The sequence below is a fragment of the Streptomyces sp. CA-179760 genome (genome assembly GCF_050937045.1).
In the GTDB taxonomy this organism is placed as follows: domain Bacteria; phylum Actinomycetota; class Actinomycetes; order Streptomycetales; family Streptomycetaceae; genus Streptomyces.
On the sequence record NZ_JBNJLZ010000001.1, the window covers coordinates 1939462 to 1954518 of the forward strand.

The 15057-nt window shown below is 72.7% G+C and carries 13 protein-coding genes; 1 reads left to right on the plus strand and 12 read right to left on the minus strand.

What is annotated here, in order from left to right; genetic code table 11:
* Positions 1-22: 22 nt before the first annotated feature.
* The 9 genes from ACQEV8_RS08615 to infC form a co-directional block, all read right to left on the minus strand.
* Positions 23-1363, minus strand: a complete 1341-nt coding sequence (locus ACQEV8_RS08615; RefSeq protein WP_432958697.1) for a transcriptional regulator — start codon at positions 1361-1363, stop codon at positions 23-25.
* A gap of 253 nt (positions 1364-1616) precedes the next feature.
* Positions 1617-2585 (minus strand): PP2C family protein-serine/threonine phosphatase, encoded by a 969-nt coding sequence (locus tag ACQEV8_RS08620; protein ID WP_432958699.1) that lies wholly within the window; start codon positions 2583-2585, stop codon positions 1617-1619.
* 131 nt (positions 2586-2716) lie between these two features.
* Positions 2717-5230, minus strand: coding sequence for a phenylalanine--tRNA ligase subunit beta (gene pheT, locus ACQEV8_RS08625; RefSeq protein WP_432958701.1), 2514 nt, complete (start codon positions 5228-5230; stop codon positions 2717-2719).
* On the minus strand, positions 5230-6351 hold the full coding sequence (gene pheS, locus ACQEV8_RS08630; protein ID WP_432958703.1) for a phenylalanine--tRNA ligase subunit alpha: 1122 nt from the start codon (positions 6349-6351) through the stop codon (positions 5230-5232). The genes pheT and pheS overlap by 1 nt, the downstream gene beginning before the upstream one ends.
* Positions 6352-6481: 130 nt before the next feature.
* Positions 6482-7633: an ATP-binding protein gene (locus ACQEV8_RS08635; RefSeq protein WP_432958704.1), complete on the minus strand. Its 1152-nt coding sequence runs from the start codon at positions 7631-7633 to the stop codon at positions 6482-6484.
* A gap of 90 nt (positions 7634-7723) precedes the next feature.
* Positions 7724-8584 carry a TrmH family RNA methyltransferase gene (locus ACQEV8_RS08640; RefSeq protein WP_432958706.1) on the minus strand — a complete coding sequence of 287 codons (861 nt, stop codon included), beginning with the start codon at positions 8582-8584 and terminating at the stop codon, positions 7724-7726.
* Positions 8585-8675: 91 nt separating this feature from the next.
* A complete protein-coding gene (gene rplT / locus ACQEV8_RS08645) occupies positions 8676-9059 on the minus strand; it encodes a 50S ribosomal protein L20 (protein ID WP_004002577.1) in 384 nt (127 codons plus the stop codon).
* Positions 9060-9154: 95 nt separating this feature from the next.
* Positions 9155-9349: a 50S ribosomal protein L35 gene (gene rpmI, locus ACQEV8_RS08650; RefSeq protein WP_003989075.1), complete on the minus strand. Its 195-nt coding sequence runs from the start codon at positions 9347-9349 to the stop codon at positions 9155-9157.
* 109 nt (positions 9350-9458) lie between these two features.
* Complete coding sequence (gene infC / locus ACQEV8_RS08655; protein ID WP_432972546.1) at positions 9459-10133, minus strand: translation initiation factor IF-3; 675 nt, start codon at positions 10131-10133, stop codon at positions 9459-9461.
* Between the two features lie 394 nt (positions 10134-10527).
* Between infC and ACQEV8_RS08660 the strand changes: the two genes are divergently transcribed.
* Positions 10528-10884, plus strand: a complete 357-nt coding sequence (locus ACQEV8_RS08660; RefSeq protein WP_184597362.1) for a DUF1844 domain-containing protein — start codon at positions 10528-10530, stop codon at positions 10882-10884.
* A 31-nt stretch (positions 10885-10915) separates the two neighbouring features.
* Here the strand turns inward: ACQEV8_RS08660 and ACQEV8_RS08665 are convergent, their stop codons facing one another.
* From ACQEV8_RS08665 to ACQEV8_RS08675, 3 genes are read right to left on the minus strand one after another with little or no spacing between them, the layout of a single operon-like run.
* The gene (locus ACQEV8_RS08665) at positions 10916-11644 is read right to left on the minus strand and encodes an SseB family protein (protein WP_432958710.1); all 729 of its coding nucleotides are present in this window, start codon (positions 11642-11644) and stop codon (positions 10916-10918) included.
* 59 nt (positions 11645-11703) lie between these two features.
* Entirely contained in the window at positions 11704-12906 is a 1203-nt protein-coding gene (mycP, locus tag ACQEV8_RS08670; RefSeq protein ID WP_432958712.1) for a type VII secretion-associated serine protease mycosin, read from the minus strand.
* Complete coding sequence (locus ACQEV8_RS08675) at positions 12903-14525, minus strand: hypothetical protein (protein WP_432958715.1); 1623 nt, start codon at positions 14523-14525, stop codon at positions 12903-12905. Before ACQEV8_RS08675 ends, mycP begins: the two co-directional genes overlap by 4 nt.
* Between the last annotated feature and the right edge of the window lie 532 nt (positions 14526-15057).

Sequence of the window (15057 nt, forward strand, 5' to 3'; positions counted from 1 at the left end):
CGCGGACGCCGCTGCCCCGGATCTACAACGGTACGCGCAGCGCCCCGTCGATGAGTTCGGCGGCCTCGGCCGTGCCCGCGCCCCCGCTGCGCACCAGGTGCTCGCGCACCGCGCGCAGCCGGTCCCGCAGCCGCTGGGACTCCATGCCGCGGGCCTGCTCGGCCATCTGCACGGCGATGACCACCGCCTTGTCGGCGTTGCCCTGCCGCAGTTCGATGGTGCTCAGCATGGCCAGCCGGTGCACCCGGCCGCGGTCGTGCGCCGGGTTGTCGACGGCGGCAGCGGCATGCTCCCCGGCGGCCGCGATCTCCCCGAGACTGAGCAGCGCCTCAGCCACCTGGACATTGACGAGCCCCGGCTGGACATAGCCGGTCTCGTCGGGCTCGTACCCGCGCCGGATGCGCTCGGCGGACTGCTCGGCCCGCCGGATGCAGGACAGGGCGCTGGTGCCGTCGCCGAGATGCGCGTACGCCTTGGCCTGCATCGCGTACAGGTCGGAGGAGAGCGCCGGGGTGATCTGCTTGCCGGCGGCCCGCAGCGCGGCCTCCGCGAAGGCGACGGACTGCCGGTACTCCCGCATGAACAGCGACTGGTTGACGAGCAGGGCGATCACATACGCCCCGAGCCCCCGGTCCCCGCTGGCCTTCGCGAGGCGCAGCGCCTGGTGGAAGTAGCGCTGCGCGAGGCCGTGGGCGTCGGAGTCATAGGCACAGATCCCGGCGACGGCCACCAACCCGCCCGTCGCACGGTGCAGTTGCCGCCCCGTCTCGTCGGTGTAGCTGCCGCGCAGCAGCGGGGCGGCCTCGGAATTGAGGAAGCCGACGATACGGGCCCGCGTCGCGATGCCCCCGGCCTTGCGGTACATCTGCTCGTAGTGGGTCCGGGCCGAGCGCAGCATCTCCAGATCGCCCGCGGTGACCCGGTGTCTGCCGCCGCGGGAGACGTCCACGTCCTCGGGCGGGTTCTCCCACTCCCACACCGGCATGACGGCGGGCGTACCGGTGAGCGCGGGCGCGCCCAGGATGTGCGGGCGCTGCTGCTGGTCGGAGCGCCACAGGGCGGTGGCCCGCTCGACGAACCCGGACAGGGAACCGGTGTGCGGGGCGGCCGGCTCGCCGGGCACGCCGAGGCCGATGTCGTCGAGGGTGACGTGCCGTTGCAGCCGGGCGGCGAGCACCTCGCAGATCAGGTCGGGCACCTGGCCCCTGGGGCGCTGCCCCTTCAACCACCGGGCGACGGCGGTGTGTTCGTACCTCAGGGACAGGCCACGTGCCCGTCCCGCCTGATTGACGTGTGCGGCCAGCCCCGCGTGCGAGATCCCGGCTTCGTCCAGGATCGCGTCGAGCAGAGTGTTGGGCTGCATGTGGGCCCCCCGGTGGCTCGGTGCGGCCAGATTAGTGGCTCCGCCTTCACACGGGGTGTGAACGGAGTACTCGAATCCGCGCTGTGTGCGCGCTGTCGCGCAGAGTCGCCGGCCGGTTGACTGAAATGCCTCGAAAGAGGCCGGCCGGGCCGCCGGCTCCCCCTCGTACAGTGCGGCGGCCCGCTTCCGCCGTCCGCCCAGCCGCCTGCCCGACACTCCGTGGCGGGGCGGACGGCATCGCCGGCCATGTGCTCTATCGCGGTGGTGTCAGAGGCTGATTGTCTCCTGCGGGCCCGTCGTCGCTGGTCGCACCCGCGCGGCTGAGCCGCAGGTCGACACAGCCCCGCACCCCTGAGGGCATGCACCCGCCGTTCCTCAGGACCAACAGGGCGATGTCGTCGGCCGGGGTGCCCTGGCAATGGTCGACCAGCGCGTTCTGGACACGGCGGAGTACCGCCTGCGGCGCGAGCGGCCCCTCCCGTGCGACGCCGGCCAGCACGAACGGCAGGGGGAAGAACCGGCCACGGGCATCCCTCGCATCCTGAGCACCGTCCGTGTGGAGGAACAGCGTGTCGCCGGGCGGGAGATGACCCAGACCGACGGTCGACAGCACGTCCGGCAGTGGAAACACTCCCAGAGGCGGGTACGGATCAGCGGGGGCGAGCTGTTCGACCCGGCCGCCGCTCAGCCGGTACGGCCACGGGTGCCCGCAGTTCAGGGCGACCATCTCGCCGTCGGCGCGGATCTCCACCAGGAGCAGGGTCACGAACTCCTCGGCGACGCTCGCCGGATGCTCCTGGCGCAGATGCCGGTCCAGGGCGCGTTCCAGCCGGCGCAGCACCCCGCCGAGGTCCTCCTCGTCGTACGCGGCCTCGCGGAAACAGCCGAGCACGGCGGCGACGGTCCCGAACGCGCCGATCCCGTGTCCGCGTACGTCGCCCATCACGGCCCGCACGCCGCGCTCGGTGGCGACGACCTCGTACAGGTCACCACCGACCGCGGCCCCGTGCTCCGCCGACAACTGGGCGGCGGCGACGTCCAGCCCGCCGATACGTGGGGGCAGCGGCCGCAGCACCGCGTTCTGCGCGGCGGCCGCGACCCTGCGCAGCTGCCGCAACTCACGCACCAGCGTCCGCACATGAAGGATCAGCCCGGTACCGACCACGAAGAACACGGCACCGGGCAGACCGAGGCTGCACACCCGACCCCTGAAGCGGATCATGCCGATGGCCCCCCAAATAGGCCCTGACACACAGAATCGGACCGGCCCAAGAAGGCCGGTCCGATTCTGTCGACAGCAAGCCGGAAAGGGCAGGTTTTCCTCCCTTTACCACCCGGATGGGTGATCCGGCCCTAGCTCCGCAACTCGGCGCCCACCCGCTCACTCGCAAGCGTCACCGCCGCGTCCCGGGCAGCCGACGCCTCATCCACCGTCAGCGTCCGGTCAGCCGCCCGGAAACGCAGCGCATAGGCGAGCGACTTCCGCCCCTCGCCCAACTGCTCGGCGTTCTCGTACACATCGAACAACCGGATCGACTCCAGCAGCTCCCCGGCACCGGCACGCAGGGCCTCCTCGACCTCCGCCGCCGGAACCACCGCGTCGACGACCAGGGCGACATCCTGCGTGGCCACCGGGAACGCGGAGATCCGCGGTGCCGTCAGCGCGGCGTCGCCGGCCTTCTCCACCGCGTCCAGGTCGATCTCCATCGCGCACGTACGCGCGGGCAGCCCCAGCGCCTTGACGACGCGCGGGTGCAACTCCCCCGCGTGCCCCACGACCCGCTCGGCACCGTCCACGGTGATCGCCAGCTCGGCGCACCGGCCCGGGTGCCACGGCCCGTACTGCCCCTTGCGGATGATCAGCTCGGCACCCGCCTCACGGGCGACGGCCCGCGCCGACTCGACCGCGTCGGCCCAGTCGGCCGGACGGCCCTTGCCCCACCAGCCGGCCTGCTCGCGGGCACCGGCGAGAACGACGGCGGCGTGCCGCGGCTGCACAGGCAGTGCGGCGTTCAGCTCGGCGATCTCCTCGTCGGTGGGGCGACGGTCGACGGGCAGCCGGACGGCGACGGGCTGCTCCTCACGCGGCTGGAAGACGAGGCCGGTCTCGAACAGCGCGAGATCGTGCGATCCCCGGCCGTCGTTGCGCCGCAGGGCACCCAGCAGGCCCGGCAGCAGCGAGGTGCGCAGCGCGGGCTCCTCGTCGCTCAGCGGGTTGCTGAGCTTCACGACACGGCGGGCCGGGTCGTCGGATTCCAGGCCGAGCCGGTCGAAGACCTGCTCGCTGATGAACGGGTAGTTCGGCGCCTCGACGTACCCGGCCCCGGCCAGGGCCCGGCCGACGCGGCGGTGCAGCCGCTGCCGGTGGGTCAGGCCACGTCCGGCCGGCGGCCTGGGCAGCGTGGAGGGCAGGTTCTCGTAGCCCTCCAGGCGGATGACCTCTTCGGCCAGGTCGTTCGGGGCGGTGAGGTCGGGCCGCCAGGACGGCACGGTGACGATCAGCTCGTCCTGCCCGTACACGTCGCAGCCGACCTGCTGGAGGCGGCGTACGACGGTCTCGCGGCCGTACACGACACCCGCGACCTTGTCCGGGTGGTCGGCCGGGACGGTGATGGTGTGCGGCGCGGTCGGGGCGAGGACCTCGGTGACACCTGCCTCGGCGGTGCCGCCCGCGAGCAGCACCAGCAGGTCGACGGTGCGCTGCGCGGCAGCGGCCGCGGCCTGCGGGTCGACGCCGCGCTCGAAGCGCCGGGACGCCTCGGAGGACAGCTTGTGGCGGCGCGCCGTACGCGCGATCGACACCGCGTCGAAGTGCGCGGCCTCGATGACGACGTCGGCCGTGGCGTTCTCCGTGTCGTCGTGGTCGGCGATCTCCGTGTTGGCGCCGCCCATGACACCGGCGAGCCCGATCGGGCCGCGGTCGTCGGTGATCACCAGGTCCTCGGCGCCCAGCGTGCGCTCGACACCGTCGAGGGTGGTGAGCTTCTCGCCCTGCTCGGCGCGGCGCACGCCGATGGTGCCCTGGACCAGGCCGCGGTCGTAGGCGTGCAGCGGCTGGCCGAGTTCCATCATGACGTAGTTGGTGACGTCGACGGCGAGCGAGATCGGGCGCATGCCGACCTTCTGCAGCCGGCGCCGCAGCCAGATCGGGGAACGGGCCTCGGCGCTCAGGCCGGCCACCGTGCGGGCGGTGAAGCGGTCGCAGCCGGTGGGCTCGGAGATCTGGACCGGGTAGCCGTACGCGTTCGGGCCGGGCACGTCGAGCAGGGCCGGGTCGCGCAGCGGCAGGCCGTAGGCGATGGCGGTCTCGCGGGCGACGCCGCGGATCGACAGGCAGTCGCCACGGTTGGCGGTGACGGCGATGTCCAGGACCTCGTCGACCAGCTCCAGCAGCTCGACGGCGTCCTTGCCGACCTCGGTCTCCGGGGGCAGCACGATGATGCCCTTAGTGCCGTCGTCGCCCATGTTCAGCTCGTCACTGGAGCAGATCATGCCGCGCGACATCTTGCCGTAGGTCTTGCGCTCGGCGATCTGGAAGTCACCGGGCAGGACGGCCCCGGGCAGCGCGACGACGACCTTGTCGCCGACGGCGAAGTTGCGGGCGCCGCAGACGATCTCCTGAGGTTCGCCGGTGCCATTGGCCTGGCCGACGTCGACGGTGCAGAAGCGGATCGGCTTCTTGAACTCCGTCAGCTCCTCGATCGTCGCCACCCGGCCCACGGCCAGGGGGCCCTTGAGGTCGGCGCCGAGCTGCTCGACGGTCTCGACCTCCAGACCGGCCGAAATCAGCTTGGCCTGCACGTCACGACCGGTCTCCGTCTCCGGCAGGTCGACGTACTCCCGCAGCCAGGAAAGCGGGACCCGCATCAGATCTCCATCCCGAACGGCCGGGTGAACCGGACGTCACCCTCGACCATGTCTCGCATGTCTTCGACGTTGTGGCGGAACATCAGCATCCGTTCGATGCCGAACCCGAAGGCGAAACCGCTGTACTTCTCCGGGTCGACACCACAGGCCCGCAGCACGCGCGGGTTGACCATGCCGCAGCCGCCCAGCTCGATCCAGCCCTCGGACGAGCAGGTGCGGCAGGAGCGGTCGGGGTTGCCGACGGATGCGCCGCGGCAGACGTAGCAGACCATGTCCATCTCGGCGGACGGCTCCGTGAAGGGGAAGAAGTTCGGCCGCAGCCGGGTCTTCATGCCCTCGCCGAACAGCGACTGGACCATGTGGTCCAGGGTGCCCTTGAGGTCGGCCATGGTGAGGCCCTCGTCGATCGCGAGCAGTTCGACCTGGCGGAAGACGGGGGTGTGCGTGGCGTCCAGCTCGTCGGTGCGGTAGACGACACCGGGGCAGATCACGTAGACCGGCAGCTCGCGGTCGAGCAGGGAGCGGATCTGCACGGGCGAGGTGTGGGTGCGCAGCACGACGCCGGACTCGGTACCGCCCTTCGGGCCCTTCACGAAGAAGGTGTCCTGCTCGCCGCGGGCCGGGTGGTCCGGGCCGATGTTCAGGGCGTCGAAGTTGAACCACTCGGCCTCGACCTCGGGCCCCTCGGCGACCTCGTAGCCCATGGCCACGAAGATGTCCTCGATGCGCTCCGACAGCGTGGTGAGCGGGTGCCGCGCCCCGGCCGGTACGCGGTCGTGGGGCAGCGTGACGTCCACGGCCTCCTCGACGAGCACACGGGTGTCCCGCTCTGCCTCGAGCTCGGCCTGGCGGGCGGCGAGGCCCTTGTTCACGGCGCCGCGTGCCTGGCCGACGCGCTTGCCGGCCTCGGCTTTGGCGTGCGGGGGCAAGGCGCCGATCTCGCGGTTGGCGAGGGCGAGCGGGGAGGTGCCGCCGGTGTGGGCGACCTTGGCCTCCTGGAGCGCGTCGAGTGAGTCCGCGGCGGCGAAGGCGGCGAGCGCCTCGTCCCGCATGCGCTCGATCTCTTCCGGTTTCAACGTCTCGACCTCGACAGGGTCGTACGACTTATTCGGTGCCGACATCTCTTCCCGTGCTTCCGATTGGCTGGCTGAAGGTCCCCGTCACCGACTCGGACGGCTGTCTGAAGGGACACAAAGGTGCCAGTGGCCGAGTCTAACGGGGTGGAGGTATACGAATGCGCCCGCGGGCGGCTCAGGCGAGGTAGGCCGGAGCGCTCACGGGCAACGTAAATCGGAACTCGGCGCCGGCGCCGGGCGCGCGGCCGACCGTGATGGTGCCGCCGTGGGCCTCGACGATGCCCTTGACGATGTAGAGCCCGAGGCCGGTGCCGCCGCGCTTGCTGCCCCGCCAGAAGCGGGTGAAGACGCGGTTCATGGACTCCTCCGGGATGCCGGGCCCCTCGTCGCTCACCGTGACCGACGTGGCTGCGTTCTCGGCGAACTCGCCCTCGCGGAGGGACGCCGTGGCCGTGACGTCGATCGTGACAGTTCCCTCGCCGTGCCGCACTGCGTTTTCCAGGAGGTTGCTGAGCACCTGGTCGATCTTGTCGGGGTCGGCCCACAGGGCGGGCAGCGGCTGCTGGACGCGCAGCAGGAACCGGTCGGCCCCCTGCCCGGCGGCGACATAGGCCTGGATGTGCCGTCCTACGGCCGCGCCGATGTCGACGGGCTGGCGGCGCACCTCCAGCCGGCCGGAGTCGATCCGCGAGATGTCGAGCAGCTCGGCGATGAGCCGGGTGACCCGGTCGGCGTCGGCGTCGACGGTCTCCAGCATCAGCCGCTTCTGGTCGTCGGTGAAGCGTTCCCACTTGGCGAGCAGGGTGGCGGTGAAGCCCTTGACCGAGGTGAGCGGGGAGCGCAGTTCGTGGGCGACGGTGGCGATCAGCTCGGCGTGGCTGCGCTCGGTGCGGCGCCGGGCCTCGGTGTCGCGCAGGGTGACGACGAGGCGCCGGAGGGGCCCGGTGGGCCGGCTGCGGACGTAGCGCGCGGAGACCAGCACTTCACGGCCGCCGGGGAGCAGGAGGTTGCGCTCGGGCTGCCCGACACGGATGGTGAGGCCGCCGTACGGGTCGGTCAGCTGCCACCAGCGGCGGCCCTCCAGGTCCTCTAATGGCAGGGCCTTCTCCAGCCGCTGCCCGAGGGCGTCCCGGGCGGTGACGGCGGTGATGCGCTGGGCGGCGGTGTTGAAGCAGATGACGCGGCCCCGCTCGTCGGCGACGACGAGTCCGTCGGGCAGCTGGTCGGGGTCTATGCCGAGGCCGGCGAGATCACCGGGCGGCCCGAACGCGGCGGGCGGGTTCCCGGCGTCCTGGGCTCCCGGTGCGCTGCTCGTGCCGACGCTCATCCCCGTTCCCCGCCTCTCAGGTTCCATGGGGGTCCCCCTGCTCGAGCGCAGCCGACAGCTTGGGGGAGGGTCCCTGAGCTGGTCACCCTACTAGTTCCCGGTGACGGAACGGCACCCTCCGGCGGCGCGCTGTGCACGCGCGGACGCATAGAGACATACGGCGGCGGCGGTGGCGAGGTTCAGGCTCTCGGCCTTCCCGTGGATCGGGACGCGCACGACGGAGTCGGTGAGGGCGCGGGTCTCCTCCGGGAGGCCCCAGGCCTCGTTCCCGAAGACCCAGGCGGTCGGCCCGCCCATGGTGCCCTTGTCGAGCTCGTCGTCGAGGTCGCGGTCACCTGCCCCGTCTGCGGCGAGGACCCGGACTCCGGCGGCCCGCAGCCTGTCGACCGCCTGCTCCACGGGGACACCGACGGCGACGGGCAGGTGGAACAGGGAACCGACGGAGGCGCGCACGGCCTTGGGGTTGTACACGTCGACGGAGGCGTCGGTCAGGACGACGGCCTCGGCACCGGCGGCGTCGGCGCAGCGCAGCACGGTCCCGGCGTTGCCGGGGTCGCGGACGTTCGCGAGAAGGGCGACGAGCCGGGGGCGCGCTTCCAGGATCTCCTCGAAGGGCGTGTCCAGGAAGCGGCAGACGCCGACGAGTCCCTGCGGGGTGACGGTGGTGGAGATATCGGCGATGACCTGCTCGGAGGCGAGATGCACCCGGGCGCCGGCGTCCCGGACCGCCCCCAGGATGTCGGCGTACCGCTCGGCGGCCTCCAGGGTCGCGAACAGCTCCACGAGCGTGGCCGTGTCCCCGGTCCGGTGCCCGGCCGCCTCCCGCACCGCCTGCGGCCCCTCCGCGAGGAACAGCCGCTCCTTCCCCCGGAAGTTCCGCTTGGCCAGCCGCCGCGCGGCCAGGACGCGGGGTGAGCGGGGGGAGATGAGCTCGGGCGTGGCGGGGGACATCCTGTTCACTTTCTGCTAGCTGCACAGCAGGACCCGCAGGCCGTTCGGCCTGCGGGTCCTTGAATCACGTCGGCTTGCGGCCGGCGCGGCGTCACGCAGCCTTGGGCGCGTTGACGTCGCTCGGCAGCGCCTTCTGGGCGACCTCGACGAGCGCGGCGAACGCACCGGCGTCGTTGACGGCCAGCTCGGCCAGGATCTTGCGGTCGACCTCGACGTTCGCGGCCTTCAGACCCTGGATGAAGCGGTTGTACGTGATGCCGTTGGCGCGGGCAGCGGCGTTGATGCGCTGGATCCACAGCTGACGGAAGTCACCCTTGCGCTTCTTGCGGTCGTTGTAGTTGTAGACCAGCGAGTGGGTGACCTGCTCCTTGGCCTTGCGGTACAGGCGCGAACGCTGACCGCGGTAGCCGGAAGCCTGCTCGAGGATCGCCCGGCGCTTCTTGTGGGCGTTCACTGCCCGCTTGACGCGTGCCACTTTTTAACTCCTTGTAGCGGGGCCGCGGTGGTCCTCACACGGCCCGAAATCGATTGGGTCCCGGTCCTGACGTACGGCGCTCACGCGCCGGAGCGTCACTTGCCGAGAAGCTTCTTGATCTTCTTGGCGTCGCCCGGGGCCATCTCGGCGTTGCCGGTGAGGCGACGCGTCACACGGGACGACTTGTGCTCGAGCAGGTGGCGCTTGCCGGCACGCTCGCGGAGCACCTTGCCGGAGCCGGTGACCTTGAAGCGCTTGCTGGACCCGCTGTGCGACTTGTTCTTCGGCATAGCGCCGTACTCTCCTCGTCGGTGGCGCTCCGGTGCCCGGTCGTGAAACCGGGCACGGTGGAGCGTCGTCTTGTTTCGGTTGCTTCCTCGGGACTCGCGTCCCCAGGGGTCACGCCTCGGCGGGCTCCTCGGCCGGCGCCTCGACGTCCACGTCGGCGTCCACGTCGGCTTCCGCGTCGGCTTCCGCGGCGTTCTGCGAGCGGCCGGGGTTGGCCTTCGCGTCCGCCTTGCGGGCCTCCTGCGCCTGGCGAGCCTCGGCCATCGCCTCGGTCTTCTTCTTGTGCGGACCGAGAACCATGATCATGTTTCGGCCGTCCTGCTTCGGGTTCGACTCGACGAAACCGAGGTCCTGGACGTCCTCCGCGAGACGCTGCAGCAGTCGGTAGCCCAGCTCGGGCCGGGACTGCTCGCGACCACGGAACATGATCGTGATCTTGACCTTGTCGCCCTGCTTGAGGAACCGGACGACGTGACCCTTCTTGGTGTCATAGTCGTGCGGGTCGATCTTCGGCCGGAGCTTCATTTCCTTGATGACCGTGTGCGCCTGGTTCTTGCGCGCCTCACGGGCCTTCATGGCCGACTCGTACTTGAACTTCCCGTAGTCCATGAGCTTGCACACAGGCGGACGGGCGGTCGCCGCCACCTCGACCAGGTCCAGGTCGTACTCCTGCGCAAGCTCCAGTGCCTTGGCCAGGGGGACGATGCCCACCTGCTCGCCACTGGGACCGACAAGTCGCACCTCGGGAACGCGAATCCGGTCGTTGATGCGGGGCTCGGCGCTGATGGATCCTCCTCGGTAGCACCACGCGACGGTCTGGCGGACGGCCGCGTAACGTCTCTATTCGATAGACCTAACCGCGCCGAAGCAGAAAAAATGCCCCGGACGATCCCAGGCGGGGCTCCTCGAACTACCGGAGCACCGCCGCGGTGACCGCGGGGCGCGCTTTCGGACGGATCGCCGCCGCTGGGGCGGGATCGTCTGACCGGTGACCCGCCGCCCTGGGGGCGGACAGGTGGGAGTTCGAAAGCCTCCACTTGTGGGTCGGGCTCGCGGGCCGTGAGGCATACGGGTCCGACCGGTCGTTACACGAGGTTACCAGCATTGGCCAGCAACGGCTAATTGGGGCGCCGTGGGGCCTGGTGCGGCCCGGGCCCGTCCTGCGCCTATCGTGTGGGGCATGAGTGAGACCCCTCCTGAGTCCCCCGACTTCGACGCCATGGCCCGCGACATCGCCGAGGTCCCGGCGGTCGAGGTGATCGTGACGGTCGCCGTCAATCTGATGAGCGCCGCCGCGGTGAAGCTCGGTCTGACCGAGGAGGGTGACAAGCACAAGGACCTGGACGAGGCCCGCAAGCTGGTGCACGCGCTGGCCGGCCTGCTGGACGCCTCCGCGACCGAGATCAGCTCGTTCCACGCGTCGCCCCTGCGCGACGGCCTGAAGTCGCTGCAGCTGGCGTTCCGTGAAGCCTCGCTCCGCCCGGACGAGCCGGGCCAGGGGCCGGGCGAGAAGTACACGGGGCCGGTCTACGGCTAGTCCCTGAGGCCGGCCGGCCGCGGCCGGTCCGTCAGCGTTCGTACAAGGGCTCGCCCGGGGGCGTCGCCTCGGCCGGCAGCAGTGCCAGGTCGAGGCCGCGCACCAGGCGGGCCCTCAGTGTTTCGTCGGCGGCGATCCGCTCGGCGACGGCCCGGGCGGCCTCGGCCGGGGTCGCGGACGGGTCCAGGACCAGGGCGAGGGTGCCGTCGGCGCGGCCCGGTCCGAGATGAGCGCGCAGGACGGCGGGCTCGGCGGCCACGGCCTCGCGTACGGCCGTGATCACGGCCGGGTCGGCCAGCGGGTCGGTGCTCGACCGGCCCTCCGCGAGGGCGAGCAGCGCGGAGCCGGTGAGTTCGAAGGGCACGGGTCCGGCCAGGTCCAGTACGACCGTGTCCGCCTTCTCGTGGGCGGCGGCCTGGAGGGCCTGGTGCAGGGGGACGGCGACGGGGCGGGCCGCCGGGTCCCAGCGGGCGAGGGAGTCCGTGGAAGTGAAGGCGGGGAGGGCGGTGCGGTTTCCGGCCTTCAGGGTCGGTACGGCCATGTCGCTGGTCTTGTCGTGACGCAGTCCCCGCTCGTCCTCCTCGACCTCGCCGAGCACGGCCACGACGGGCACGAGCAGCCGGGCGCCCTTGAGGGCGTCGAGGACCGGGCCGACCGCGCCGCGCTCCTCCGACCAGGCGGCGAGCGCCGCGCTCAGCCTCGGGTCGGCGGAGCCGTCGTCGTCGGAGAAGCCGGAGTCGGGGATGTTCTTGTTCGCCACGGTCACCGACCCTATCGGCCGGGTGCCGCCGCTTCGGCAGCGGTTCTGACGGCGGGCTGCTAGAAGTCGTCGCGGTGCGTACGGCGGCCGCGCCACAGGACCACGGCCGCCACCAGCAGGACGCCGCCCGCGCTGCCCGCGAGCGGTGCGGCCCAGCCGGCGGTGTCGTCGCCCGAGGCCGCGTCGTCCGGGCCGCTGCCGAAGTACTCCTCACCGTGCGACGCCGCGCGCAGGTCCTCCGGCTCGAGCCCGTCGGCGGCCTTGATGGCGGCGGCCGGGTCGATGAAGCCGAAGCCCCGGGAGTCGTCGCGGCCCCCGACGGGGGCGTTGCGGGCGGTGTCCTCGAGGAGCGACTTGATCTGGGCCGGGGTCAGGTCCGGGTGGGCGGCCTTGACCAGGGCGGCGGCGCCGGAGACGAAGGCGGCGGCGGCGCTGGTGCCCCAGCCCTCGTAGTACTTGTGGTCGGGGTCGGCGATGACGACGTCGACGCCCGGGGCGCTGACGGTGGCGTACCAGCGGCGGGTGGAGAAGGAGGCGCGGGTTCCGGCGCGGTCGACGGCGGTGGCGGCGATGACGCCCGGGTAGGCGGCCGGGTAGGAGATGTGGTCGCCCTTCTCACCGCCGTTGCCCGAGGAGGCGACGACGACCACGCCCTTCTTCAGGGCGTACTGGATGGCCGAGTCCTCGGTGGGTTCCGGGTGCGCGGAGGCGGAGTCGTCGCCGAGGGAGAGGTTGATGACGTCGGCGCCGTGGTCGGCGGCCCATCGGGTGCCCTCGGCTAGGGCGTTGCCGCGGGTGCTGCGGGCCTTGGCGCGGGAGGGATCGCCGTCCTCCAGGATCACGCGGACGGGGAGGATCTTCGCCTCGGGGGCGATGCCGAGGACGCCGTCGGCGTTGCCCGGGCCGTGTCCGTGGCCGGCGATGATGCCGGCCATGGCGGTGCCGTGCCGGGCCCAGGCGCGCTCGCCCGGCTCGGCTCCGAAGCCGACCAGGTCCTTGCCGGTGAGGACGTTGCCGATCAGGTCGGGGTGGTCGGCCTCGACGCCGGTGTCCAGGACGGCGACGGTGACGCCTTCGCCCTTGGTGGTCTGCCAGGCCTCCTGGGTGTGCATGGCCTCCAGGGCCCACTGCTGGGCGCGGATGCTGTCGGCGTGGGCGGCGGGAGCGGGCAGGAGGACGAGGCTCGCGGCGAGCAGGACGCCGAGGGCTCCGGCCCGCCGGGTCGCGGCGGAGCGCCCGGCCGGGCGGCTTGCGGCTTTCACGACGGCTGCTCCGTGGCCGAGCGGACGTTCTTGCGGAGTCCGCGTTCGACGCGGTCGGCGAGGCCCTGCGCCTCGTTGCCGAGGCCGGCCTGGGCCGGCGCCGTGGTGGCGTTCGGCTCCATGGCGTCCTCGGCGGGCTGCGGGTCGTCGACGGTGCGGCCGTCGGCCCAGCCGGAGACGGCGTAGACAACGACCGGGGCCTCGGTGAGCACGGAGACGGTCCAGGCGGCGCGCTGTTCCCTGCCGAAGTCCGCGGCGAGGGTGTTCTTCGCGGCGTACGGCAGGGGCATCAGGTCGATGCGGCGGTCCAGTCGCTCCTTGCGGAAACGGTTCGCGAGGGAGGTCATGCCCGGGGCGTCGGCCGTGGTGAAGAGCAGGCCGACGGTGGTCACGTAGCTCTGGGTGGCGTCGGTGTAGGTGGCGCGCACGAGCCGCTCGCAGCCGACGGGGGCGAGGGCCTTGCGCAGCAGGGGGTCGAAGGCGTCCTCGCAGCCGCTGTCCGGGGCGACGGCGATACGGGTCCAGGTGCGGTCGGCTCCGCCGGGGCCGGCGCCCCGGCCCTGCACGGTGGGCGGGAACAGCTGGTCGACGGGGACGCTGTGCCAGAGGCTTCCGGCCGTCGCGAAGGTGTCGCGCGAGCCCTCCTCGCCGGAGTCCCCGACCAGCCAGCTGCCGGTGACCGCACCCGAGATGAGTCCCAGTCCCAGCACGAGGCAGGCGGCGGCCGCGGCGGCCTGCGATGCGCCGCGCCGGCCGAGCGGGCGGGGCCGGGCGCCACCGTCGTATCCCTCGGGCTCACCGAACGACACGACGGGCCGGGCGCCGGTGCGTGTCCCGCCGGGGGTCAGCGGGGCGCTCCAGGAGAAGGCCGGGTCGGGAGAGACACGGGGGGACTCCGGGGGCGGAGTGGCCGGGTGGGCGGGGCGGGGCCGCTGGGTGGGCGCGGACGGCATGCGCATCGCCGGCATGGCACCGGAACCGGCATCGGCTCCGGCGAGCGGGCCCGCGCCGGCCTGGGGCTCATGGGTGGGGCGCGGCGGGGTGCCGGGGCGTGCGTGGCCGGGGCGGCCGGAGGCTTCGGTGGTCTCGGCGGGTGACGGGTTCGCGGGGATCGGCCGCAGGCGTCGGGTCGTCTCCGCCGCGTTCTCGGCGCCGGTACGGGGTGGCGTGGGGAGCGGCCCGGGCCGGCCGGAGGAGCCCGGCAGGTGACGCGGTCGCGGAGGGGTGGCGGGGGGTGTGGGCTGCCTGTTGGGCTCGGGCCGGGTCTCGGGGCGGATGCCGGGCGGCGTGTCCGGGAAGCGGGCGGAGGCGAGCGGTGGGGGCGGTGTCGTGGCCTCGGTGCGCTCGGTCGCGGTGGCACCGAGACTCGGAAAGCGGGGGCGCCCGTTCGAGCCGTCGCCGGAGCCGGAGGGCACGGGACCGGCGGCGCCGCCACGCCGAGCCGTCGTTCCGGGGCCGGTGCCGTCCTCCGGCGACGAGCCGCCCATGCCGAAACGCCTTCGGGACGGGTCCCGGTCCTCGGCGGCAGAGCCGGTCCAGGTCGCCTCGCGCGTCGAGGAGGGTCCCTGCGCATCGGTCGTCAGGCCACCGGCACCGAAGAACCCACGCCCGTCCGGCACACCCCGCGCTCCGGCAACGGAAGACCCGGGCAGGTCGGCGTCCCGCTCCACCGACGGCCGCGGCGGACCCGCCGTCGGGCCACTGGCACCGGAGCGCCCGCGCCCGTCCGTCTGCGTCTCGGCCGACGCACGCGGACCGGAAGCACCGCCGCCCGGCGATACGCGCCCGTCGGGCGCACCACGCGTCCCGGCGGCAGCAGACCCGGCCCGGCCGGCGTCCCGCTCGGGGGACGGCCGCAACGACCTCGCCGCCGAGCCGCCGGCGCCGCAACCCGGCGACACCTGCCCGGTGGCGGGCCCGGCCTGGTCGGTGTTCCGTGCCGGGGACGGCCGCGGTGAACCCGCCGCCGAGTCCTCGCGCCACGTCGTGGTCGACCGGCCTGTGTCAGAGGAGTCGCGCTGGGCATCGTCGCCCCTGGCTGCGTCGGACGGTTCGGCCGACGTGTTCTCCGGGGGGTGCGGGGGACGAGGCGGACTGGTGGGGCGTGAGGGGAAGGAGGCACGCCGCGCTTCCGTGCTCATGCACCCCCCG

Bases quoted from the DNA above. Each gene is read 5' to 3' on its own strand.
- ACQEV8_RS08615 (WP_432958697.1), bottom strand. From the start codon at position 1,363: ATGCAGCCCAACACTCTGCTCGACGCGATCCTGGACGAAGCCGGGATC.
- ACQEV8_RS08620 (WP_432958699.1), bottom strand. From the start codon at position 2,585: ATGATCCGCTTCAGGGGTCGGGTGTGCAGCCTCGGTCTGCCCGGTGCC.
- pheT (WP_432958701.1), bottom strand. From the start codon at position 5,230: ATGCGGGTCCCGCTTTCCTGGCTGCGGGAGTACGTCGACCTGCCGGAG.
- pheS (WP_432958703.1), bottom strand. From the start codon at position 6,351: ATGTCGGCACCGAATAAGTCGTACGACCCTGTCGAGGTCGAGACGTTG.
- ACQEV8_RS08635 (WP_432958704.1), bottom strand. From the start codon at position 7,633: ATGAGCGTCGGCACGAGCAGCGCACCGGGAGCCCAGGACGCCGGGAAC.
- ACQEV8_RS08640 (WP_432958706.1), bottom strand. From the start codon at position 8,584: ATGTCCCCCGCCACGCCCGAGCTCATCTCCCCCCGCTCACCCCGCGTC.
- rpmI (WP_003989075.1), bottom strand. From the start codon at position 9,349: ATGCCGAAGAACAAGTCGCACAGCGGGTCCAGCAAGCGCTTCAAGGTC.
- ACQEV8_RS08660 (WP_184597362.1), top strand. From the start codon at position 10,528: ATGAGTGAGACCCCTCCTGAGTCCCCCGACTTCGACGCCATGGCCCGC.